Origin of the sequence: Phenylobacterium sp., assembly GCF_030681155.1 — a bacterium.
Taxonomy (GTDB): domain Bacteria; phylum Pseudomonadota; class Alphaproteobacteria; order Caulobacterales; family Caulobacteraceae; genus Phenylobacterium.
Genome location: NZ_JAUXXE010000078.1, coordinates 1 through 20,699, shown reverse-complemented (window position 1 = coordinate 20,699; position 20,699 = coordinate 1). Strand labels below are relative to the sequence as shown.

Here is a 20,699-nt window from a genome sequence, read left to right as displayed (position 1 = left end):
GGCCTTCGGCGAGCCCGACCACGATGGCGGCGGGGCCGGCCTTGCCGGTAGCTTCTGATGATTTCGTCAATGCCGCCAACCGACCTGTGATTATAGAGAACTGATAATCAGCTTCGCCGCCGCCTGACCAGAAACCATCTTCCGTTGCAACCGTTTCGCCTCGCCCATCTGTCCGATCCGCATCTACAGCCGCCCGCTGGCGCGCTGGCGCCTGCCGACTTGGTATCCAAGCGGCTGCTCAGCGCGATCGCTTGGCGCCGCAAGGGCCGCGAGCATCAGCCGCGAGTCCTGGATGCGCTCACCTCCGATATCGCCGCCTATGGTCCTGATCATCTCGCCCTGACCGGCGATCTGACGAACTTCTCGACTGAGGGCGAGTTCGCTGCCGCGCAAGCCTGGCTCCGGACGCTGGGACCGGCCGCCGACCTCACCCTCAGCCCGGGCAACCACGACGCCCTCGTGGCGAAGAACGCGCCCGACAGTTTCGCGCCCTGGCGGGACTGGTTGGAAGATCCCGGCGACACGGCGTTTCCCGGGGTTCGGCGGCGTGGTCCGGTCGCCCTGGTCAATCTCTGCTCGGCGACCCCTACCGCTCCCTGGCTGGCGACCGGACGTTTGGGCGATGCCCAATTGGCGCGGCTGGCGACAGTCCTGGACCAGTTGCGTCAGGAAGACCTTTTCCGCGTCCTCCTGATCCACCACCCGCCGACAGGCGGGATCGTCTCCAAACGCAAATCGCTGGAGGACGCCCCTGCCCTGCGCGCCCTGCTGCAGGCGAAGGGCGCTGAACTGATCCTGCACGGCCACGCCCATGAGGCCGCGGTGAGCACTCTGCCCGGTCTGGGCGGCGCCATTCCGGTGTTGGGCGTCCCTTCAGCCTCTGCGGTAGGTCACGGAAAGCACCCGCCGGCCCGGTGGCACGCTATCGAGATCGCCCCGGACCAGCACAAGATCCGCGTCGTCGCACGCGGGCTGTCGCCAGAGACCGGCGCGTTCGAACCGCTCGGAAACTATCTGCTCGATACGGCTCAGGGATAGCGCATGCGCAGGGCCGTCCGACTAGCCCCGGCCGGCACGCGGAACCGGACGGCGTTGTACGCCGGCAGGCCGACGGTGGTCGGCGCGTCGTTGGAGAAGCCATATCCTTCGGTCGGCATGCCCACGAGGCTCCGGTTGAAGTCATGATCGGCGTTGATGTCGTGATAGACCGCGATGGCGTAGAAGCCCGGGCCCGGCAGGAAAAAGCACGTGCTCGTGGTCGGCGTCCTGGCCGGAACCCGTTGGCGCGCCAACTTGCCCTTCGGCGCCAGGAACCGCTTGGCGTCGTCCGGATAGATGGTGATCGCCACCTCGCCCTTCGCGGAGCGGATGTTGCTGACGCTAACGGTCAGACGATGCTCGCTCGGCTTGCCGGCGCACTCCTCGGCCGCCAGGGCCGGCGTCGCCGCCAAGGCGAGAAATGCGAAGACCGAGGCCGTCGGACCGGTTCGGACTTTCATGAAAATCGACGACTCCCTATGGTGCGTCACACGGCGGCTGACGCCAGACAAGCAGGCTGCTCATGAGTAACCAGACCGCCGTTAACTTCGGCTTCCCCCGGACGATGGTGGCCGAAACCAGCCATTGGCTGGTGCTCGTGCGTCCCAAGCAGCCCACATTTGGGTCTCTGATCTTGGTATGCAAGGAGCCGGTCCAAGCGTTCTCCGATGTCAGTCCCGAGGCTTTCGCCGATCTGCAGGTCGCCATCAAGGGGATCGAGCGGCTTCTGCAGGACAAGGTGAAGTACGAGAAGATCAACTATCTGATGTTGATGATGGTCGATCCCGACGTCCACTTCCATGTGATCCCGCGCTACGCCGGGGCTCGCGACCATGCGGGCGCCAGCTTCCCTGACGCGGGTTGGCCAGGTCCGCCGGCGCTCGGAACCGCCGTGGACCTGAGCGACGATACGCTTGAGGCCTTGGCCCAGACTTGGCGCCGCGAATGGCGCACGGCGTGACCGCGGCCGGAACACGACCCATGCGGCCCCGTTTCGGGCTGTCGCTGATCGACCGCTACGTGCTGCGCCTGACAACCGGTCCGATGCTGGCCTGCCTGGCCGTAACGCTGGTCGCCCTGCTGCTGGAACGCGCCCTGCGGCTGCTGGATCTGTTGTCGCAAAGCAGCGACCGCTTCGGATATGTCGTCCAGCTCACCGGCCAGTTGGTGCCGCACTATTTCGGCTTGGCCCTGCCGGTGGCGTTCTTCGTGGCGCTGTTCATCGTCATCACCAAGCTGAGCGACGGATCGGAAATCGACGCCCTGCTGGCCAGCGGTTTTTCCCTGACCCGGCTGGCGGCGCCTTTCATCGGCCTGGGCATTCTGCTGGCGATCGTCAGCATCATCGTGTTCGGCTACGCCCAGCCCTATAGCCGCTACGCCTATCGCGCGGTCATGCATGCCGCCGCGACGGCCGGATGGAACGGTCAGCTCCAGGCTGGCGCATTCGTGACCGACGACAAGCTGATCATGACCGCCGACCAGGCCGACCCGAAGGGTCAGAGACTGGAACGGCTGTTCATCCGCCGGATGAACCCTGAAGGCCGCGAGGAGGTGATCACCGCGGAGTCCGCCGACCTCCATGTCGCCGACGATGGCGCCACCGTGACGCTGATCCTGCGAAACGGGCGTCGCATCCTCCAATCGGCGACTGGCGACTTCAGCATTCTGCAGTTCGAGACCTTCACGACCAAGGCGCCGCTCGCCGGGTCCAGCGCCCTGCTCCGTGCACGCGGCGGCGACGAACGCGAACTCACCCTCGGTGAACTGGCCGAACGGGCGAAGTCCCATAATAGCATCCTGCCGCGCGCGACCGTCCTGGCGGAACTCTATGCCCGTCTCGCGCGGGCTATCTTCCTGCCATTTCTACCGCTGATCGCCTTCCCGCTCGGCTTGGCCGCCAAGCGCGGTCGGCGCGCGCCCGGCCTCATATTCGCCGGCCTGCTGCTGCTGGCCTTCCAACACTCGCTGCAACTCGGGCAAAGCCTGGCGGAGGCGGGGCGCCTGCCGGCCTTCGCCGCGATCGGCACGCCGTTGCTGCTGTTCACAGGCTTTGGCGTCTGGATGTTCGCCGGCAGCCGCAATCGCCCCGGCGAGACCCCCATCAGCCTGTTCATCGCCTCCATCACCGATGGCTGCGGCCGGGTGCTCGGCGCCTTCCGCGTCAAGCGAGCGGCCTCGGCATGACCCTCTCCAAGTTCGTCCGGCGCACCGTCGCCCTACGCATTCTGGCCGCCGCGGCCATCCTGCTTAGCGTCCTGCAGATCCTCGACCTGCTGGACGTCACCACCGAAATCCTCGATCGCGGGCTCGGCGTCAGCGGCGTCGCCTATTATGCGGCCCTGCGGTTCCCCCGCCTGATCGAGCAGGTCGCGCCGCTCAGCGTCCTGGCAGGCGGCCTGTTCGCCTTCGCCCAGCTGGCCCGCGAAAGCGCGGTGATCGCCATGCGCGCCACCGGGGTCTCGGTCTACCGCCTGATCGGCATGGCCGCGCCCGCCGCCCTTCTGGTGATGTTGGTCGACTACGTCACTGTCGAGGTGATCGCGCCGCGGACCGACCCGATCCTTGAAGCCTGGTGGAGCGACACCGCGCCAAAGAGCGACGCAGTACCCGGCCCCCGCCCGTTCCGCTCCGGCGCGGACATCGTCGTGGCCCAGCCCGGCGACGTCGCCGGCGCGCGTCTCACTGACATAAAGATCTACCGCCGCAATCCAGCCGGCGCGGTGGCCGAACGTATCGAAGCGCCCCTGGCGACCTATGGCGAAGGCGGCTGGAAACTGCATGACCCAAAAATGGTCCGCTTCACGCAGGACGAGGCCATGCGCTCGACCGCCGCCGAGTTGATGTGGAACACCAGCCTGCAGCCGGCCGACGTGCAGGTCTTGCTGTCGCCGCAACAGACCCCTAACGCCGCCAGCGCGCGACGCGCCCTGAAGGGCGGCGGCTCGGAGCGTCCGGCCAGCTACTACGCCGTACGGCTCCAGCAGGCGTTTGCTGGACCGGTCGGCATCATGGTCATGCTGCTGCTCTCGGCGCCGGTGGCGCTTGGCAACTTCCGCAATCGCGAAGGCGCCGTGCTGACCGCCGCGAGCGTCGGCGCCGGGTTGCTGTTCCTGGTGACTGACGGGCTGTTGAACGCACTCGGCGAAGGGGCGGCGCTATCGCCGGTGCTGGCCGCTTGGACCGCGCCTCTGGTCTTCGCCGCACTCGCAACGACAGTCCTGCTCAGGATGGAGGGATGAGGCCTTGAGTTCTGGCCCCCGCAGCCCCCTAAGCATTACCGAGGTCACGTCGAAGGCGCAGATGGCGCGGTTCATCCGCCTGCCGATGACGCTGAACGCCGCCGATCCGGCCTGGATCTCGCCGCTGATCAGCGAGCGTCAGGCCGCCTTGAGTCCGAAGTCCAATCCGTTCTTCGAGCATGCCGAGGTGCAGTTCTGGATCGCCAGCCGCGATGGACGCGACGTCGGCCGGATCAGCGCCCAGATCGACGCCCTGTCGCCGACCGATCCGCAGGCGCCGGCCGGCAATTTCGGAATGATCGCGGCCGAGGATGACACCGAGGTGTTCGCCGCCCTGCTGGCGACTGCGGAGGCCTGGTTGAAGGCCCGCGGCTGCGTCACCGCGCTGGGTCCATTCAACCTCTCGATCAACGAGGAGGTCGGACTGCTGGTCGACGGGTTTGACACCCCGCCCATGGTGATGATGGGTCACGACCCAGCCTATGTCAGCCGCCAGATCGAAGCCCAGGGCTACGCCAAGGCCAAGGACGTCTACGCCTATCTCTCCAAGATGAGCGACGACATGCCCCCGGCCGTGCTGCGTCGTGTGCGAAGAGGGCCGGCGCCGGGGGTCACCCTGCGGATGCTCGACATGAAGCGGTACGACGCCGAAGTCGCGGCCCTGACCGACATCCTCAACGACGCATGGAGCGGCAACTGGGGCTTCACCCCCACCACCGAGGCTGAGACCCGTCAACTTGCCAAGTCCCTGCGGGCGGTGATCGACCATCGCATGGTGTGGTTCGCGGAGATCGACGGAGAGACGGCGGGCTTCGTCGCGGCGCTGCCCAACCTGAACGAGGCCATCGCCGATCTCGGCGGCAAGCTGGCCCCGTTCGGCTGGGCCAAACTGCTCTGGCGGTTGAAGGTGGCCCGGGTGAAATCGATCCGCGTGCCTTTGATGGGCGTGAAGCGGAAGTTCGCCAGCACACACCGCGGCCAGGTTCTGCCCTTCCAGTTGATCGACGCCGCCGCGACCCAGGCCCGGGCTCTGAGTTACGAATGGTGCGAAATGTCCTGGATTCTCGAGGACAACGTGGCCATGCGGAACATCTGCGAGCGGGCCGGCGCGCGGGTCTACAAGACCTATCGCATCTACCAGAAGGCGCTGGCTTGACCCCATTTACCGCCCTGGTCCTGGCCGGTTCGCGCGGCGAACCCGACGCGCTGTCAGCCTATGCCGACGTATCCCACAAGGGCCTGATCCAGCTTGGCGGCCAGACCCTGCTGGAGCGGGTGATCAGGGCGCTCGACGCCGCCGGGGCGAGCCACATCGGCGTCTCGACCTCGGATGGGGGCGTCATCACGGCCCTGGGGAGCCTCAAGACCAAGACGCATCTGGAAGCCCTGCCGGCGTCCACGAGCCCAAGTCTGAGCGTCGGGCAAGGCGCGCGCGCGCTTGGACTGCCAGTGTTGGTCACCACGGTGGATCACGCGCTGCTGCAGCCAGAGTGGGTGCAGCAATTCCTGGCCGACATTCCAGCGGGCGCCGACGTCGCAGCCCTGCTGGCGCCGGAGGCGGCGGTCCGCGCCGCGGCGCCGGACACGATCCGCAGTTACATGAAGTTCCGGGACGGCCGATATTCCGGCTGCAACCTGTTCTATCTGCGCAACGAGCGCGCCCTGAGGGTCATTGATCTCTGGCGGCAGGTGGAGGCGCACCGCAAGCAGCCCTGGAAGATCGCGGCCATGCTGGGTCCGGGGATGCTGGTTGGTTACTTGCTAGGCCGCCTGACGCTGGACGAGGCTGTCCGGCGCTTGGGTCGAAAGGCTGGTGTCGAGGCGGCCGCCGTCCGCACGCCTTACGGCCTGGCGGCCGTCGACGTGGACAAGCCCGCCGACCTGGACCTCGTGCGTCGCTTGGTCGAAGCCTAGACGGCGACCGGCTGGCGCGACCAGCTCTCGGTCAGTTCGAGATTGCGCGCTACGTCCTCTGGGAAATCCATCTCGGCCCAGTCCAGCCCCTGGATGGAGACCACCGACACTTCGTCGCCGCCTTGAGCCATTTCGTTGATCACGCTGAGGTACCAGCGCTTCAGGCCTTCGGGCGAGCGCATGATCTGCTCGACCGTACGCACGAACGCCGCCGCGCCTTCCGGCGAAAAGCGCAGGAAGCCGATCGATTCAGCATCGAATTCGGTGATGGTCTTGCCGATCGACCGCAGCCGGGATCCCTCGGTCAGCACCTTCATGTCGTCGGCGTCGTAACTGCACTTGCGGTCGACGGTCACCGTGACCGCCGATTCAGCCGCGTCCAGCAAGCGCGAGGCGATGGCCGGCTCGAACAGGGTGTCGCCGTTGAGCAGCAGGAATGCGCCCTTCATCTCCTCGCGCGCCAGCCAGCAAGTCGCCAGATTGTCGGTCAGCCCATAGAACGGGTTGAACAGCGTGCGGACCTTCAGGTCCGGCAGGGCCAGCGTGGCGATCTCGTCCTCAACGGCGTCGGCGCCGAACCCGGTCACCACCACGACTTCCTTCAGACCGGCCGCCTTCAGGTGCAGCAGTTGCCAGTGCAACACGCTCTTGCCCGACAGTTCGATCAGGCATTTCGGCCGCGTGTCGGTCAGGGGCGAAAGACGCCGGCCCTGGCCTGCGCTCAGGATGATGGCCTTGCCGATATTCATCTTGGACATAGTCGCTTCTTGATTCCTCGGCGCCCGGGGACGCTCTCGCCCCGTGTATCAGTCGCTGTCGCACGACGCACCTAGGCGCTATCGCCACACACACAATGCCGACGTCGAAGATGTCGCGGCCAAGGCAGGTGAGGCTGCTGGTGGGCCCGGTAGGACTCGAACCTACAACCAGACCGTTATGAGCGGTCGGCTCTAACCATTGAGCTACAGGCCCCTGCAGCAGCCAGTGCGGGTTACCACGACCTGCACGCGCCTTAAAGCTGCCGTTCAGCTTCGCTTTGTCAGAAGGACAACTCCGTTCATCATCCGATGCATGGGACGCCCGGAAAACGGGTGATTTTGGAGATCCTGATGAAAACCCTCGTTCGCGCCGGCGCTATGGCCCTTCTTCTTGCGACCGCCGCCGCGCCCGCCGCTTTCGCCCAGACCCCTCCGCCTTCGGCAGATTCGATGTTCAAAGCCACGACCCTCAACCTCTCGGCCTATGGCGAGACGCGGATCGCGCCGGACAAGGCGACGATCAATCTGGGCGTGCAGACCGAGGCTCCTACCGCCGCGGCCGCCCTCACCGCCAACAACGTGCAGATGACCTCGATGATCGCGGCGCTGCGTAAGGCCGGCATCGCCGACAAGGAAATCCAAACCTCGGGCCTGAACCTCAGCCCGCAGTACGACTACGTGCAGAACGAACCGCCGAAGCTGCGCGGCTACCAGGCGTCCAACCAGGTGACGATCACCGTCAATGACCTGAACAAACTGGGCCAGGCGGTCGACGCCACGGTGAAGGCCGGCGCCAACCAGGTGAACGGCATCTCCTTCGGCCTCAAGGACCCGAGCGCCGCTGAGGACGCAGCCCGTCACGCCGCCGTGAAGGCTCTGGCCGCGAAGGCGGATCTCTACGCCAAGGCTACCGGCCACCGCGTCGGGCGCCTGGTGACTCTGAGCGAAAGCGGCGGCTATTCGGGCGGTCCCCCGCCCGTGCCGATGATGGCCTACGCCCGCATGGAGAAGGCCGGAGACAGCGTGCCAGTGTCGGCCGGCGAACTGAGCGTTCGCATCGACATCAACGGTCTCTATGAACTGACGAAATAGGCGCTATGCGCCGGCCCTTCTCCCCCCGTGGGAGGAGGGCTACTTCGCGCCGACGCCAGCGCGGGCGAAGGCGGTCTTGAGCTTGTCGGCGATGATCACGCCAGGCGGCACCTCATTGCCCTCCATCACCGCGGCGAAGACCAGGCTGGAGCCCTCAATGGGGCCAGCCGCCCAGGCCACGATACGGGTGCCTTCGGGATTGCTGCGGCAGCTTGCAGTTTTCGGCAGTCCCGAGGTCGGCGCCACCGCCAACAGGTCGGAAAGCGTCTGGACGCCCTGCCCTTCGCACGTCGGCAGCTTGCGGCCGCAAATGACGTTGGTGCCGTAGCGATAGACGACCTTGCCGCCATCCCCGATCAGAACGCAGGTGCCGGGATCGCCAATGGCGCGCGACACCGAGTCGTCGAGCTTGGCCTTATCCACCCCCGCCGGCGCGCCTGGGGCGCAGGCCGACAGGGTCGCCGCCAACACACCGATGGCGACGGCGCGGATCATCAGGCCGCGTGCTTTACGTGGTTGCCATCGTCCAGCAGGACGACATTCGGCGAATAATTGCGGGCTTCTTCCTCCGGCAGCATGCCGTAGGTCACGACAATGACCTTGTCGCCCTTTTGGACGAGGCGAGCAGCCGCGCCGTTGACGCCGATGACCTTGGAGCCACGGGGCGCTTCAATGGCGTAGGTGGTGAAGCGCGCGCCGGTGGTGATGTTCAGCACGTCGACCTGTTCGTGCGGAAGGATGCCCGAAGCGTCCAGCAGGTCGCGATCAATCGCGATCGAGCCTTCATATTCGAGATCGGCCTGCGTCACCGTTGCGCGATGCAGCTTGGCCTTCATCAGGGTCACCAGCATGGGCGGTCCTTCTAAGTGCGATGCACAAAACCCCGAAAACCGGGGGCCGTCGGATATAACCTCGAACCGCCCCCCGCACAATTGCCGCACCGCAGCGCGATTGACGTAACGTCAATATGTCGCGCCGAGCCGCTGCCGAGGTAGCGTTCAAGACCTCATATTTTTGAGAGGGATAGCGGGCCGCCGGCCCAATCTGACAATCTCGTGGGCCGCTGAAAGCGCCCAAAAGAAATGGCCGCCGACGCGGGTGCGTCGACGGCCATCCTTGAACCTGGGGCGAAGGACGCCCGAAGTCTTAGTAACGCAGGGTCGCGCCGACGAAGAAGAAGCGACCACGGTTGTCGAAGCTCGACGAACCAACGCTGGTGCCGGTGTAGGTTTCCGGCAGGTACGGAGGCGTCTCGTCGGTCAGGTTCTGGATGCCGCCGCGCAGGACGACCTGATCGTTGAGTTCGTAGCGAACGCGCAGATCGTGGAGGTAGTAGTCACCCGTATAGAAGGGATCGAGAGCCGACGGCTGGAAGGACGTCGTCGAGATCATCGAGCCGATATAGTGGGTGGTCCAGGTCACGCCGACGTTCTGGAAGTTCCACTGGACCGAAGCCTGGCCCTTCCACTCCGGGGTCGCGTTGGTGATGGTGTTGGCGAGCTGGGTGTAGTCTTCACCCGGCAGGCCCTGCAGGGCCCAACGGTACATCCAGGTGGCGTCGACGCGGAAAGCGAAGTCACCGAAGTCGCGGTTGAACATCTCGGCCGAGCGGAAGCCGTACTGGATCGAGGCGTCGTAGCCTTCAACCTTCACCTTGGCGACATTCTGGTCGAGCAGGATGATTTCGCTCACGCCGCCGGGGATGCCGCCACCGTTCGCGCCCGTCGGGTCACGCTTGATCTGGGCGCAGAACGGGTTGGAGGCGTAGGCCGCCGACGAGTCGTAGCACAGGTCGGTCAGCAGCGTGTTGACCGGCACAGTGTCGATTTGATTCGACAGGTTGTACTTGAAGAAGTCGAGCGACATCTGGAGGTTCGGGATCCAACGCGGTTGGATCACGACGCCCAGGTTGTAGGTGTCAGCTTCTTCCGGGCCGAGGTCCGGGTTGCCGCCCTGCAGCAGGGCCAGCGACGAGCGACCGGTGCCGAAGTTCGACTGGAAGGTGGCCGGATCGTAGTTGGCGATCGCCGCGGCGCAGGTGACGCGACGGGCGGCTTTCTGGTCGGCCGTGGCCGCCGCGAAGTTCGCGCTGTCGCAGGGGTCTTGCGCGGTGCTGTTGAAGTTACGGCTTTGCGGCGCGTAGAGTTCGACGATGTTCGGGGCGCGAACCGCGGTGCCTTGGCTGGCGCGGAAGCGGATGTCTTCCACCGGAGCCCACTCGATCAGCACGCGGTACTGTTCGGTGCGGCCGATCGAGGAGTAGTCGGCCAGACGGCCGGCCAGTTCGACCGACAGTTCCTTGGCGAACGGAACGTCCTTCAGCAGCGGCAGGCGGACTTCGCCATAACCTTCAACCACGTCGTACTCGCCCTGACGGGTGCCGATCGGGTTGATGTAGAGCGCGCCGGAAGCGCCGAGTTCGTCCTGAGCGAAGAAGCTCTCTTCCTTGCGATATTCGCCGCCGATCGCCACGCCGACGGGGCCGGCCGGCAGTTCGAACAGGTCGCTGGTGATGTTGGCCGCGACGACCGTTTCCTTGACTTCCTGGTCGGTGGTCGAGTTGGCGTTGGCCCAGGCCACGGCCGCTTGGTTCGGACCGTCGACGAGGTTCCACGGCACGCAACCGTTGGCGCGGGCGTTCACGTCGCGGCAAACGATCTGGCCGTTCACGAGCACGGCGTCGGTCGCCTGCTTGATGCGGTTCAGGTTCGGTTGGTTGTACGACGTGGTCGTGCCGTTGGTCTCGCCGTACTGAGCGTACCAATCCCAGTTGAATTTGCGTTCGAAGGCTTCGAAGTCGCCTTGCATGCCGCCGACGAGACGCAGGGTCTCGCGCTCGGTCTTCACATCGCGGCCGCCGAATTCATTGAAGAACTTGCCGACGTTGGCCGACGAACCTTGGGTGAAGGTCTTGCCGGCCGCGAGCCATTCGGCGCGCAGCTGCGAGGCCGCTTGCGAGGTGCCTTGCAGGAAGGCGTTGTCGCCGCGGAAGGGCAACGGCAGCGTGCCGCTGCCGAGCGCAGTGGTGAAGGCGGGCTGGAAGTAGCCGTAGCCGTCGACGCGCGAGTAGAGAACGTCGCCGAAGACCTTGATGTTATCGGTCAGCTGGTAGTCGGCGAAGGTCCGGAAGGTGCCGCGCGACGACTTGGCCTGCAGGGCCAGGTAGCTGTTCGAGTAGATCAGCGCTTCGTCCTGGCAGTCAGCCTGGACGGTCGGCGTCGAACACGCGTTGCTCAGACGAACGATCTGGCTGGGGTTGCGGGCGTCGATGGCGACGGCGCGAGCGGTGCCGAGCGGACCGGTCGTCAGCTGGAACGTCGCGAAGGGCGAGCTGTTCGAGCGGCTGTTCGGGATGATCGGCTGCGGCGACTTGCGGTTGTCACGACGGATGCCCGGGAAGGCCCAGTCGCGGTCGCGCTGCATCACCGGCTCTTGGCGGGACACTTCACCGCCGACCAGCAGGTTCAGGCGATCGTCGAGCAGCTTGGTGCCGTACAGGGCGCCGATGCGGAACTCAGCGCCGTCGCCTTCTTGCGACAGGCCGGTCTGAACGTCGAATTCGAGCCCGTCGAATTCCTTCTTCATGATGATGTTGACGACACCGGCGATGGCTTCCGAGCCATAGACGGCCGAGGCGCCGCCCGCGACGGTCTCGATGCGGTCAACCATCAGCGACGGGATCATGTTGAGGTCGACGCCCGGCGACGAGGCGTCGGAGAACACGATGCGGCGGCCGTCCATCAGCACCAGGGTGCGCTCGGCGCCCAGGCCGCGGATGTCGGCGCGGGCCTGACCGGCCAGGAACAGCGTGCTGGAAGAGTTCTGGCTATTGGTGTTGGCGCTGATCGTCGGAATTTCGAGCATGGCTTCGGCCAGCGACACGTTGCCGGAAGCGCGGATCTGCTCGCTGCTCAGCACGGAAACGGGGACCGGGGCCGTGAAGGTGTCGCGACGAATGCGCGAACCGGTGACGACCAGTTCTTCGACATCGACCTCTTGGGCATAGACGAAGGAAGGCGCGGCCACGCTGGCCGCCGCCACTGACCCAAGCAGCAGGGTGCGGAGAGTGTTTTTCATGTCAATCTTCATATGGCCCCCCGGCCTCAACGGTTTGATCAGACGCGCCGGGTGGGAAATCCAAGCCGCCTGCCGGCTCCTGGCGAAGGTCGCTAGAAGCGATTCCATCCATGACAACGGCGTAACGTAACTGTCACGCGGCCGTTACGCATGCAAACGCCAGGGTGGGATTTGCCGGTACTTGAGGCCATGCAATCACTGATTGCCCGCATGATGCGTTATCCATGCAACAGTCATGCGTCACAACGCCTCACAGGGGATACCCCCACCAATGAAACGTATCGTCGATATGTAACCACGTTCGTCCAGTGACGCGCGCGCGATCTTGGCCGCGTGCAAATGACGGCGCCATGTTCCAGCCCAGCGGCCGGTCGTGTTACACGCCCCCGATGAAGATCCTCGTGGGCACCCCGACCTATAACGGCCAGGTCACCGGCCAATACACGCGTTCTCTGCTGAGCCTGTTCCAGGCCTATGGACCGGAGCTGAGTTGGGAAACCACCAAGGCGGTCATGATCACCTGGGCCCGCAACTACCTCGCGAGCGCCACCCTGGCGGGCGACTACACCCACCTCCTCTTCATCGACGCCGATGTCGAATTCGACGTCAGCCTGATCCAGCGGATGCTGGAGTTCGACCAGCCGCTGGTGGCCGCCGCCTATCCGATGCGCTCACTCAACATCCCGGCGTTCCACGCCGCGGCCCAACGGTACGCCAACCCCAACGTAGCCTTCGCGGCCGCCCTCAACTTCCCCATCGAATTGGAAGAGCCGCGGGTGGAGCGCAACGAGTTCTACCGCGCAACCTTCGCCCCCACAGGGCTGATGCTGATCAAGCGCGAGGTCCTGGAGAAGCTCAAGGCCGCGCACCCCGAACTGAACTGCGAGGCCGCCGGCAGCTACTACGGACAGGAGGGACTCGAAGAAGTCTTCCAGTGCTTCGAGGCGCTGCCCAATCCGAACGGCGTCATGATGGGCGAGGACTTTTCCTTCTGCCAACGCTGGCGCGCTCTGGGCGGCGAAATCTGGGTCACGTTCGATGAATCGCTCGGCCACACCGGCCCCTACACCTTCCGAGCCGCCCCCAACGGCTGAAGCGGCGTGACCTTGCGCCAACCCTCTTGGTGACGATCAGTCGGTTTCGCGCCTGAGGAATTCGGTGATGTCGTTCAGGACCGAGGCGCGGTCACGGAAGGGGCGCGACATGGCGGCCATGATCTCGTTGTGGCCGATGCCAGGATAATGCTCCTCCTGCACCGGCGCGCCGGCCGAGCGCAGGGCCGCGGCCAGGACCGTGGTGTTCAAGGGCTCCACCACCGCATCGGCGTCGCCGGTTACCAGCAACATCGGCGGCACGCCGGGGCGCACGAAGTGCAGCGGCTGGGTCTTGGTGATGTCCGGAGCCTGGCCGAACACCCGGTCCATCTCGGACGTCAGCGGCAGGAAGTCGTAGGGGCCGGCGATACCGGCCACCGCGCGGATATGGGACGGATCAACGCCCGCGGCCTTCAGATAGCTGGGGTCGAGGCCGAGCATCACGGCGTTGTAGGCGCCGGCGGAGTGCCCGAGCAGCACGATGCGGCTGGGATCGCCCCCATAGGCTCCCGCATGATCCACCGCCCAACGGACCGCCTTGGCGTTGTCCCTCAAGAAGGCTGGGAAGCGGACGTCGGGATAGAGCCGATAGTCCGGCAGGACGACGATGAAACCCCTCGCCGCCAGGGCTTGGGCCACCCAGCCATAGTCCCACTTGCGCCCCTTCTCCCAACCACCGCCATAGAGGAAGACGGCGACCGGTTGCGCGGCGGTCATCTGACGCGGCGCGTAGACGTCGAGCGTCTGGCGGGGCTGGTCGCCATATGATTGATCGACGGCCGCGCGCAGGGCCGGATCGCGGGACGTGAAGGTCGCGAAAACCCCCAGCGGCGTGCAGGCGGCCGCCGACATCGCCAGGGCCGCAACGGCCAGCGGACGCAACAGGCGAGCCAGATTGCCATTCAGCCAGGACATAATCTTGAGCTAGGGGCAATTGGCCAGGCGCGCAACCAAGCCCGGTTGAAACAAGTTGTCGTCGTTCACAGGAGACGACTCCATGAGCACCCCGGCCCACTCCGGCGAAACCATCTCCATTTTCAAGGTCGAGCCCCGCAATGAGAGCGGGATCGTCGTCATGTCCCCATCGCAGGAGCCCGATGGCCGGCTGGGCGATCGGCACTCGGCCTACCATGAGAACATCTCACCGCCGCTGATCTGGACCGATGTCGAGGGGGCCCAGAGCTACGCCGTTATCGTCGAGGACCCCGACGCGCCGCAGGAGAAGCCCTATATCCACTGGATGATCTGGAACATCCCGCCCGAGGCCGGCGGCCTGCCGGAGGGGGTTCCTCTGGCTCAGCAGATCGACCCGCCCCATCCGATCATCCAAGGCCGCAACGACAATGGCGACTACGGCTGGTTCGGGCCGCGCCCTCCCCAGGGTCACGGCGTTCATCGTTACTACTTCCAGGTCTTCGCCCTCGATCAACTGGTCGAAGTGGGTCCCGACACTCCGCTCGCCGAACTGCTGAATATCCTCAAGGGCCATACCATCGCCCAAGGGGAAATGATGGCCACCTACCAGGCCCCGACCAGCCAGTAGGCGGCGCGCAATTCGCAGACAAAGTACGCTTGACGAGCCCAACGTCAGCCCGACCATATCCTCATGCAAAGTCGGGCCGTGACGGACCCGACGCAGGGATGGGCGAAGCAACATGGACGGCGATCAGGCTCTGGGCGGCTTTTCTTCCGAAGGCTTGGCGGCGATCCCAGCCGCCCTGAAACCTGTGATTGAGGCTGGCGACCTCTCCGGCTTCGTCACCCTGCTGTGGCGCAAAGGCGAGATCGCCCAGGTCAACACCATCGGCCATCGCGACGTGGCCGGCGGCTTGCTGATGACCCGCGACACGATGTTCCGCATCGCCTCGATGACAAAGCCGATCACCTCCATCGCCGCCCTGATGCTGATGGAAGAGGGCAAGCTCAAGCTCGACGACCCGATCACCAAGTGGATGCCGGAATTCAAGGACATGAAGGTCCTTAAGTCCGCCACCGGCCCCCTCGACGAAACCTATCCCGCGCCACGCGACATCACCGTCAACGACCTGATGACCCACCGGTCGGGTCTTGCCTATGGCTTCACCTCGGTCGGGCCGATCGCCCACGCCCACGAGGAGGTGCTGGGCTCGCCCTTGCTGGTGCTCCATACCTCCGACGAATGGCTGAAGCGCCTGGCCTCACTGCCTCTGTCCTATCCGCCCGGCGAGCGGTTCCACTACAGCCACGCCACCGATGTGCTGGGCTTCCTGGTCGGCCGCGTCGCGGGCCTGCCCTATCGCGACTTCATCATGGAACGGATCCTGAAGCCGCTGGGCATGAACGACACCGACTTCTGGTGCCCGCCGGAGAAGCGCGACCGAATGGCCAAGCTCTACCGGATCGATCCGGCGACCGATCAGATGCAGGACATTTCGTTCCCGCACACCGACGCCGCGCCAGTGTTCTGCGCTGGCGGCGGCGGGCTGATCTCGACGGCCGACGACTACCTGAAGTTCGCGCGCATGATGCTGGCGGGCGGGGAACTGGACGGCGTGCGCTATGTGAAGCGTGAGACCTTGGACCTGATGCTGACCAACCAGCTCACCCCAGAGCAGCGGGCCATCCCTTTCATGGGCATCCCGTTCTGGCTGGGCCAGGGCTTTGGCCTCGGCGCATCGGTCATCACCGACCCCGAAAAGCAGGCCTGGATGGGCGCCGGCTCAAAGGGCTCATTCGGCTGGCCCGGAGCCTTCGGCACCTGGTGGCAGGCCGACCCCGTCGAGGACATGGTGATGATCTATCTGATCCAGAACTCCATGCCGCTGGGACCGGAGGCCGCGTCTCAGCTGGCCACCGGCCAGCGCATGGGCGGCCGAGCGGCGCTGCCGGTGTTCCAGAAGCTGACCTACGCGGCGCTCGGCAAGGCCCTCTAGGGGTTACGGCCTTCAACGCACATCGGCCGACCTTCGAAAAGGTCGCCGATGAGGCTGCCGTCCCTGCCCGCCTCGCGACGGGCGCGGTTCAGGGCGACGTTCTCGGGCGGCGCGCGCTCGCCTGCCGCGCAGATCGGCACATCGACCCGCATCCCGGCGTGACACATGCAGATGTCCTCGCGTTTATCGAGACGGCTAGCGGGCACCCGGCAGGAGACTGGCAAGGTCGCGCCGCTGACATCCAGGCAAATGACGGTCTGGGTGGGCGGGTTTTGCGACAGGGGGGCCTGAGCCGACGCCAGGCCCGCTGACCCGGCAAGCGCCATCAGAGCGACTAGGGTTGAGCGTATCATCGGCAATACTCCTGTTTGGGCCACTATAGCACCGCCAGCACGGCGCATTTCAGGCGAGCCATGCTTAGCGTGTCGTTCACCACGCCCCTGCGCGAAAGCTTAACCGCAAGGCGCGCATGATGAACGTAGGAGGGCCCGTCATGGATCCGATCGCCACCGCTCAATATGGAATGCTGGCGGCCAGCCGCCGCTTCGAGGCTTCGGCCAGCCGCGTCGCCCAGATGGGCGCGCCGGGCGCCGAGGTCGATCTGGCCGCCGAGGTCGTCTCACAGATCACCGCCAAGCATGAGTTCTCGGCGAACGCCTCTGTGATCCGCACGGCCCAGGACATGGTCGGCGACCTGCTCGACATCGTCGCCTAGGCCGTCTCAGCCTTTGACAAGCGCCGCCAGGCCCGGTAGCGGCCGAGGCATGGCGCTGCGCCCCCTATTCGTCACCCAGATCTACGAAGCCTCCCTCGCGGGCGAGCGCGACTTCGCCGCGTTCAACGAGGAACTCGAAGACGCCTGCCGGATGCTGGCCGACGAGGACATGGCCGGCCGCGCCTGGTGCAAGGAGCACCGCTATGGCGGCTACACCTCCTACGCCTCGCTCGACGACCTGCCGATGCGCGCGAGCATCTTTGACGACCTGAAGCGCAAGCTGGATCGCCATGCGGCGGCCTACGCCAAGGATCTCGAGCTCGACCTCGGCCGTCGCCGGCTGAAGCTCGACAGCCTCTGGGTCAACATCCTGAAGCCCGGCGCCGCCCACTCTGGCCATATCCACCCGCACAGCGTGCTGTCGGGCACGGTCTATGTCGCGACCCCGCCAGGCGCGAGCGCCCTGAAGCTGGAGGACCCGCGCCTGCCGCTGATGATGGCTGCCCCGCCCCGCAAGGCCGACGCCAGCGAAAGCGCCCGCAGCTTCATCTATCTGCAGCCCGAACCCGGCACGGTGCTGATGTGGGAAAGCTGGCTGCGCCACGAGGTCCCGGCCAACGCCGCCAAGAAAGAGCGAATCTCGGTCAGCTTCAACTACGCCTGGCGTTAGGCGCGCCTAGCGCAAGCCCTCCAGCCTGATCACATCGAGTTCGGCGGCGAGGTTCTACCTGCGCGCGCAAGCCCCCGCCTGATACTCCTTCTGGCGGTTCAGGGCGTAGGTCTTGCCGTCATAGCGCACGATGGGGAAGCAGAAGCCTGGGCCGCCGACCTCGATGTCCGCCCAACCGCCCACGCCCTTGGTGGTCTGGATCTCTGGAATGCCCTGGCTTTGATAGACCGTCCGCCAACCGCCGGCCGGGGTCTTGGTCATCAGGTAGAAGCCCTGGCCGGTATTGCCGTAGCAGTATGTCCCGCTCTCGGTGACCATGATCTCCGGCTTGCCGTCTCCGTTCAGGTCGCGAACGCCCTCGGGCTCGACATAGGCTTCACACTCGCCCTCCCCGCTGGTCCATTTGCCACCGCGTTGGGTGAAGCCAGCCGCGCGCAGGGCCGCGGTCTTGTCGGCTGTCGTGACGCTCCCAGCCGCGACCGCCTTGCCGGCCGGCTCGGCGGCGCAGGCGTTTGGCCGCACATAGCCGTCGCCCGCGTATTTCCAGATGCGGGGGCAGTTGCTGACCACGCGCGCGTCCAGCCATCCGGCGGTGCGGGTCGGCTCCCAGCTCAAGGCGCCCGTGTCCCGCGCGATCGCGCGCCAACGACCATCGCGCCCCTTGGCGAGGACCGTGAACCACTCGCCGGCCCCGCCATAGCAGGAGACGCTCTTGTCGACGACCACGGCCTCAGGCGATCCGTCGCCGTTCAGGTCGAGGAAGGTGAACTTCGGCGTCGACGGCGTGCCGCAGACATTGATCGCCTTGCCTCCGGCGATCTTGAAGCCGCCTGCCTCGAAGAGTTGCAGGCCTTCGGCCTGGCTCATCTTTGGCCCCTGGGCGGCCGATGGCGAAGCGCCCAGCAACGCCATCGCGGCGACGATTGAAGTAATCCTCAGCATGGTGGTCACCTGGATCCTGACAGCCCAGCCTGATCCAAGAACGCCGTTCTGTCACTTACCGTCTGGATGCCGACCTAGGGCTTCTTGGCGAACAGGGTCCCGAAGAAGTCGCCCTTGTTCCAGCTTGGCGTCTTGTCGGCGTCTGCCAGCTCACGGGTGATCTCGTAGTTGATCGCCGCGAACTTGGCGCCGGCGGCATAGTTGATCGGCTGGGTCAGGTCGTCGCTGGGCTTGTGATAGTGCTCCTTCAGGAAGCTGGTGAACGCCTCCTCGCCGCCATTGGCGAAGCCAGTCATCAGGAAGACGGAGGGCACGCCCTGCTCCACGAAGCGGAAGTGATCGCTGCGCGTGAACAGGCCCTCCTGCGGCATCGGATCGGCCGATAGCGTCACGCCCTGACGCGCCGCCGCCCTCTTCACCGCCGGGCCCAGCGTCGAACGCTCGGCCCCAAACGCCACCACGTCGGTGAAGTCGTAGGTCAGGACCGGCATGTCCAGATTGACGTTGGCGACGATGGGCCGGGTCGTGGTGGGATTGCGCGCGAAATAGTCCGAGCCGATCAGCCCCTTTTCCTCAGCCGTGTTCAGCAGGAAGATCAGGGTGCGGCGCGGCGGCTTGCCCTCGGCGAAGGCGCGCGCCACCTCCAGCGTCGTAGCCACGCCGCTGGCGTTGTCCAAGGCGCCGTTGTTGATGCTGTCGCCCTTCACCGGCGCGGTGACGCCTACATGGTCCAGGTGAGCAGACAGAACGATCACATCGTTCTTGAGCTTGGGGTCGGAACCCTCGATCACGCCGACGACGTTGGCGCTTTCGACGTCTTTCGTCTCGGTGTTCAGCGTGACGTCGATGGTCGAGGGCAGCACGAAGCCCTTGGCGCCGCCGGCCTCGACGGCTTTCACGACTTCGGCGAAGCTGGAGGGCGCGCCGGCGAACAGCTTGGCCGCTCCGTCGATGCTGATGGTTCCAAGGTCAGGCGTCGAACCGCCCGGCGTGTGGGGCTGCCCGCTCGCATCGCGCCAAGTCATTCCCCAGTTCTGCCAATTACGCACCGAGCCGTCGAACGGCCGGCGCGCCTGGTCGGCGGGGGTGTTGACGGTGATGAAGCCGACCGCGCCGCGCGCCTCGGCCGCCTGCCGCTTGGTGCGGCCGCTGGCGTAATAGGCGCGCTCTTCGGTCTGCAGGGAGGCAGGGGCGCCGGACAACGCCACGACGACCTTGCCCTTCACATCCAAGCCGGCATAGGCGTCCAACCCGTCAGCCACCACGCCATAGCCCACGAAGACCATCGGGGCGCTGACATGGGTGGCGTTTGCGCGAGGATCACGTCCCGGGACATAGTCTTCGCCGAACACCAGGGCCGTGGCCTTGCCGTCGTGGCTCAGAACCAACTTGCCCTGATCAGCAGCCCGGAACCCCTTCATCGGCACGGGTTGGAAATAGGAACCGCCCGCCGCCCCTGGCTTCACGCCGAGTTGCGCAAGTTGCGAGGCGACATAGGCCGCCGCGATATCAAAGCCCGGCGAGCCGGCCTCGCGGCCTTGCAGCAGGTCGTCGGCGAGGAAGGTGACGTGAGCCTTGATACGTTCCGCCGAACGCGCATCGGCGGCCGGGGCGGCCGAGGCCGAGCCTGCGATCACCGCTACAGCGGCCGCGCCGACGAACATCCGCGCCAGTTTTGTGGAAAGACTCATAGAAACGCCCTCGACCAAGTCTGGAGAGACCTTAGTCGAGGGCGTAACGGCGCGACCAGGGCGCCGGTGTTACATTCCCGTAATCCGGGAGCCTTCGTTAGCTGTCGAGGAAGCTGCGCAGCTTCCACGAGCGGCTCGGATGCTTCAGCTTACGAAGCGCCTTAGCTTCGATCTGACGGATCCGTTCGCGCGTAACGCTGAACTGCTGACCGACCTCTTCGAGGGTGTGGTCGGTGTTCATGCCGATGCCGAAGCGCATCCGCAGGACGCGTTCTTCACGCGGGGTCAGCGAGGCGAGCACGCGCGTGGTGGTTTCGCGCAGGTTCGACTGGATGGCCGCGTCGATCGGCAGGATCGCGTTCTTGTCCTCGATGAAATCGCCCAGATGGCTGTCTTCTTCGTCCCCGATCGGGGTTTCGAGGGAGATCGGCTCCTTGGCGATCTTCAGGACCTTGCGGACCTTTTCCAGCGGCATGGCCAGCTTCTCGGCCAGCTCTTCCGGGGTCGGCTCGCGGCCGATCTCGTGGAGCATCTGACGCGAGGTGCGGACGATC

The 20,699-nt window shown here is 65.7% G+C and carries 22 protein-coding genes and 1 tRNA gene; 12 read left to right on the top strand and 11 right to left on the bottom strand.

Annotated features, from left to right (window positions below; all coding sequences use genetic code 11):
• Positions 1–144: 144 nt before the first annotated feature.
• Positions 145–1,038, top strand: coding sequence for a metallophosphoesterase (locus Q8M13_RS20075; RefSeq protein ID WP_305302017.1), 894 nt, complete (start codon positions 145–147; stop codon positions 1,036–1,038).
• Here Q8M13_RS20075 and Q8M13_RS20070 read toward each other — a convergent pair.
• Positions 1,029–1,499: a DUF2141 domain-containing protein gene (locus Q8M13_RS20070; RefSeq protein ID WP_305302015.1), complete on the bottom strand. Its 471-nt coding sequence runs from the start codon at positions 1,497–1,499 to the stop codon at positions 1,029–1,031. The genes Q8M13_RS20075 and Q8M13_RS20070 overlap by 10 nt on opposite strands.
• Positions 1,500–1,561: 62 nt before the next feature.
• On the opposite strand from Q8M13_RS20070, the gene Q8M13_RS20065 reads away from it, so the two are divergent.
• The 5 genes from Q8M13_RS20065 to Q8M13_RS20045 are packed head-to-tail and all read left to right on the top strand — an operon-like array spanning position 1,562 to position 6,194.
• On the top strand, positions 1,562–1,999 hold the full coding sequence (locus tag Q8M13_RS20065) for an HIT family protein (RefSeq protein WP_305302014.1): 438 nt from the start codon (positions 1,562–1,564) through the stop codon (positions 1,997–1,999).
• Positions 2,000–2,019: 20 nt separating this feature from the next.
• A complete protein-coding gene (locus Q8M13_RS20060) occupies positions 2,020–3,225 on the top strand; it encodes an LptF/LptG family permease (RefSeq protein WP_305302013.1) in 1,206 nt (401 codons plus the stop codon).
• Entirely contained in the window at positions 3,222–4,280 is a 1,059-nt protein-coding gene (locus Q8M13_RS20055) for an LptF/LptG family permease (RefSeq protein WP_305302011.1), read from the top strand. Before Q8M13_RS20060 ends, Q8M13_RS20055 begins: the two co-directional genes overlap by 4 nt.
• Positions 4,281–4,284: 4 nt before the next feature.
• Positions 4,285–5,436, top strand: a complete 1,152-nt coding sequence (locus Q8M13_RS20050) for a dATP pyrophosphohydrolase (protein ID WP_370870120.1) — start codon at positions 4,285–4,287, stop codon at positions 5,434–5,436.
• A complete protein-coding gene (locus Q8M13_RS20045; RefSeq protein ID WP_305302010.1) occupies positions 5,433–6,194 on the top strand; it encodes a nucleotidyltransferase family protein in 762 nt (253 codons plus the stop codon). The genes Q8M13_RS20050 and Q8M13_RS20045 overlap by 4 nt, the downstream gene beginning before the upstream one ends.
• Here Q8M13_RS20045 and Q8M13_RS20040 read toward each other — a convergent pair.
• Both Q8M13_RS20040 and Q8M13_RS20035 read right to left on the bottom strand, forming a co-directional pair.
• A complete protein-coding gene (locus Q8M13_RS20040; RefSeq protein ID WP_305302009.1) occupies positions 6,191–6,952 on the bottom strand; it encodes an NTP transferase domain-containing protein in 762 nt (253 codons plus the stop codon). The genes Q8M13_RS20045 and Q8M13_RS20040 overlap by 4 nt on opposite strands.
• A 138-nt stretch (positions 6,953–7,090) precedes the next feature.
• Positions 7,091–7,166 (bottom strand) — tRNA-Ile (locus Q8M13_RS20035).
• A gap of 137 nt (positions 7,167–7,303) precedes the next feature.
• On the opposite strand from Q8M13_RS20035, the gene Q8M13_RS20030 reads away from it, so the two are divergent.
• Entirely contained in the window at positions 7,304–8,044 is a 741-nt protein-coding gene (locus Q8M13_RS20030; protein WP_305302008.1) for an SIMPL domain-containing protein, read from the top strand.
• 39 nt (positions 8,045–8,083) lie between these two features.
• Here the strand turns inward: Q8M13_RS20030 and Q8M13_RS20025 are convergent, their stop codons facing one another.
• The 3 genes from Q8M13_RS20025 to Q8M13_RS20015 form a co-directional block, all read right to left on the bottom strand.
• On the bottom strand, positions 8,084–8,539 hold the full coding sequence (locus tag Q8M13_RS20025; protein ID WP_305302007.1) for a hypothetical protein: 456 nt from the start codon (positions 8,537–8,539) through the stop codon (positions 8,084–8,086).
• A complete protein-coding gene (gene panD / locus Q8M13_RS20020) occupies positions 8,539–8,895 on the bottom strand; it encodes an aspartate 1-decarboxylase (protein WP_305302006.1) in 357 nt (118 codons plus the stop codon). Before panD ends, Q8M13_RS20025 begins: the two co-directional genes overlap by 1 nt.
• Positions 8,896–9,190: 295 nt before the next feature.
• Positions 9,191–12,121: a TonB-dependent siderophore receptor gene (locus Q8M13_RS20015; protein WP_305302005.1), complete on the bottom strand. Its 2,931-nt coding sequence runs from the start codon at positions 12,119–12,121 to the stop codon at positions 9,191–9,193.
• Between the two features lie 389 nt (positions 12,122–12,510).
• On the opposite strand from Q8M13_RS20015, the gene Q8M13_RS20010 reads away from it, so the two are divergent.
• A complete protein-coding gene (locus Q8M13_RS20010; protein WP_305302004.1) occupies positions 12,511–13,215 on the top strand; it encodes a hypothetical protein in 705 nt (234 codons plus the stop codon).
• Positions 13,216–13,251: 36 nt separating this feature from the next.
• Here the strand turns inward: Q8M13_RS20010 and Q8M13_RS20005 are convergent, their stop codons facing one another.
• On the bottom strand, positions 13,252–14,130 hold the full coding sequence (locus Q8M13_RS20005; RefSeq protein WP_305302002.1) for an alpha/beta hydrolase: 879 nt from the start codon (positions 14,128–14,130) through the stop codon (positions 13,252–13,254).
• 82 nt (positions 14,131–14,212) lie between these two features.
• Between Q8M13_RS20005 and Q8M13_RS20000 the strand changes: the two genes are divergently transcribed.
• Together Q8M13_RS20000 and Q8M13_RS19995 are read left to right on the top strand one after the other, a co-directional pair.
• Positions 14,213–14,758 carry a YbhB/YbcL family Raf kinase inhibitor-like protein gene (locus Q8M13_RS20000; RefSeq protein WP_305302000.1) on the top strand — a complete coding sequence of 182 codons (546 nt, stop codon included), beginning with the start codon at positions 14,213–14,215 and terminating at the stop codon, positions 14,756–14,758.
• A 112-nt stretch (positions 14,759–14,870) separates the two neighbouring features.
• Entirely contained in the window at positions 14,871–16,127 is a 1,257-nt protein-coding gene (locus Q8M13_RS19995) for a serine hydrolase (protein ID WP_305301999.1), read from the top strand.
• Here Q8M13_RS19995 and Q8M13_RS19990 read toward each other — a convergent pair.
• Entirely contained in the window at positions 16,124–16,480 is a 357-nt protein-coding gene (locus Q8M13_RS19990) for a hypothetical protein (protein WP_305301998.1), read from the bottom strand. The two genes, Q8M13_RS19995 and Q8M13_RS19990, sit on opposite strands and share 4 nt — an antisense overlap.
• Positions 16,481–16,620: 140 nt before the next feature.
• On the opposite strand from Q8M13_RS19990, the gene Q8M13_RS19985 reads away from it, so the two are divergent.
• Both Q8M13_RS19985 and Q8M13_RS19980 read left to right on the top strand, forming a co-directional pair.
• On the top strand, positions 16,621–16,842 hold the full coding sequence (locus Q8M13_RS19985; RefSeq protein ID WP_305301997.1) for a flagellar basal body rod C-terminal domain-containing protein: 222 nt from the start codon (positions 16,621–16,623) through the stop codon (positions 16,840–16,842).
• A 49-nt stretch (positions 16,843–16,891) separates the two neighbouring features.
• Complete coding sequence (locus Q8M13_RS19980) at positions 16,892–17,512, top strand: TIGR02466 family protein (RefSeq protein WP_305301995.1); 621 nt, start codon at positions 16,892–16,894, stop codon at positions 17,510–17,512.
• 54 nt (positions 17,513–17,566) lie between these two features.
• On the opposite strand, the gene Q8M13_RS19975 is transcribed toward Q8M13_RS19980, so the two are convergent.
• From Q8M13_RS19975 to Q8M13_RS19965, 3 genes are all read right to left on the bottom strand, one after another.
• Positions 17,567–18,454, bottom strand: a complete 888-nt coding sequence (locus tag Q8M13_RS19975) for a hypothetical protein (RefSeq protein WP_305301993.1) — start codon at positions 18,452–18,454, stop codon at positions 17,567–17,569.
• A 74-nt stretch (positions 18,455–18,528) separates the two neighbouring features.
• Complete coding sequence (locus Q8M13_RS19970; RefSeq protein ID WP_305301991.1) at positions 18,529–20,145, bottom strand: M28 family metallopeptidase; 1,617 nt, start codon at positions 20,143–20,145, stop codon at positions 18,529–18,531.
• Between the two features lie 97 nt (positions 20,146–20,242).
• Positions 20,243–20,699: sigma-70 family RNA polymerase sigma factor (locus tag Q8M13_RS19965; protein ID WP_305301989.1), on the bottom strand; the 457-nt coding region annotated here is incomplete at its 5' end.

Excerpts from the sequence above, each read along its gene's own strand:
- Q8M13_RS20070 (WP_305302015.1), bottom strand. The coding sequence starts at position 1,499 with ATGAAAGTCCGAACCGGTCCGACGGCCTCGGTCTTCGCATTTCTCGCC.
- Q8M13_RS20065 (WP_305302014.1), top strand. The coding sequence starts at position 1,562 with ATGAGTAACCAGACCGCCGTTAACTTCGGCTTCCCCCGGACGATGGTG.
- Q8M13_RS20060 (WP_305302013.1), top strand. The coding sequence starts at position 2,020 with ATGCGGCCCCGTTTCGGGCTGTCGCTGATCGACCGCTACGTGCTGCGC.
- Q8M13_RS20055 (WP_305302011.1), top strand. The coding sequence starts at position 3,222 with ATGACCCTCTCCAAGTTCGTCCGGCGCACCGTCGCCCTACGCATTCTG.
- Q8M13_RS20040 (WP_305302009.1), bottom strand. The coding sequence starts at position 6,952 with ATGTCCAAGATGAATATCGGCAAGGCCATCATCCTGAGCGCAGGCCAG.
- Q8M13_RS20030 (WP_305302008.1), top strand. The coding sequence starts at position 7,304 with ATGAAAACCCTCGTTCGCGCCGGCGCTATGGCCCTTCTTCTTGCGACC.
- Q8M13_RS20025 (WP_305302007.1), bottom strand. The coding sequence starts at position 8,539 with ATGATCCGCGCCGTCGCCATCGGTGTGTTGGCGGCGACCCTGTCGGCC.
- panD (WP_305302006.1), bottom strand. The coding sequence starts at position 8,895 with ATGCTGGTGACCCTGATGAAGGCCAAGCTGCATCGCGCAACGGTGACG.
- Q8M13_RS20015 (WP_305302005.1), bottom strand. The coding sequence starts at position 12,121 with ATGAAAAACACTCTCCGCACCCTGCTGCTTGGGTCAGTGGCGGCGGCC.
- Q8M13_RS20010 (WP_305302004.1), top strand. The coding sequence starts at position 12,511 with ATGAAGATCCTCGTGGGCACCCCGACCTATAACGGCCAGGTCACCGGC.
- Q8M13_RS20005 (WP_305302002.1), bottom strand. The coding sequence starts at position 14,130 with ATGTCCTGGCTGAATGGCAATCTGGCTCGCCTGTTGCGTCCGCTGGCC.
- Q8M13_RS20000 (WP_305302000.1), top strand. The coding sequence starts at position 14,213 with ATGAGCACCCCGGCCCACTCCGGCGAAACCATCTCCATTTTCAAGGTC.
- Q8M13_RS19995 (WP_305301999.1), top strand. The coding sequence starts at position 14,871 with ATGGACGGCGATCAGGCTCTGGGCGGCTTTTCTTCCGAAGGCTTGGCG.
- Q8M13_RS19990 (WP_305301998.1), bottom strand. The coding sequence starts at position 16,480 with ATGATACGCTCAACCCTAGTCGCTCTGATGGCGCTTGCCGGGTCAGCG.
- Q8M13_RS19985 (WP_305301997.1), top strand. The coding sequence starts at position 16,621 with ATGGATCCGATCGCCACCGCTCAATATGGAATGCTGGCGGCCAGCCGC.
- Q8M13_RS19980 (WP_305301995.1), top strand. The coding sequence starts at position 16,892 with ATGGCGCTGCGCCCCCTATTCGTCACCCAGATCTACGAAGCCTCCCTC.
- Q8M13_RS19975 (WP_305301993.1), bottom strand. The coding sequence starts at position 18,454 with ATGCTGAGGATTACTTCAATCGTCGCCGCGATGGCGTTGCTGGGCGCT.
- Q8M13_RS19970 (WP_305301991.1), bottom strand. The coding sequence starts at position 20,145 with ATGAGTCTTTCCACAAAACTGGCGCGGATGTTCGTCGGCGCGGCCGCT.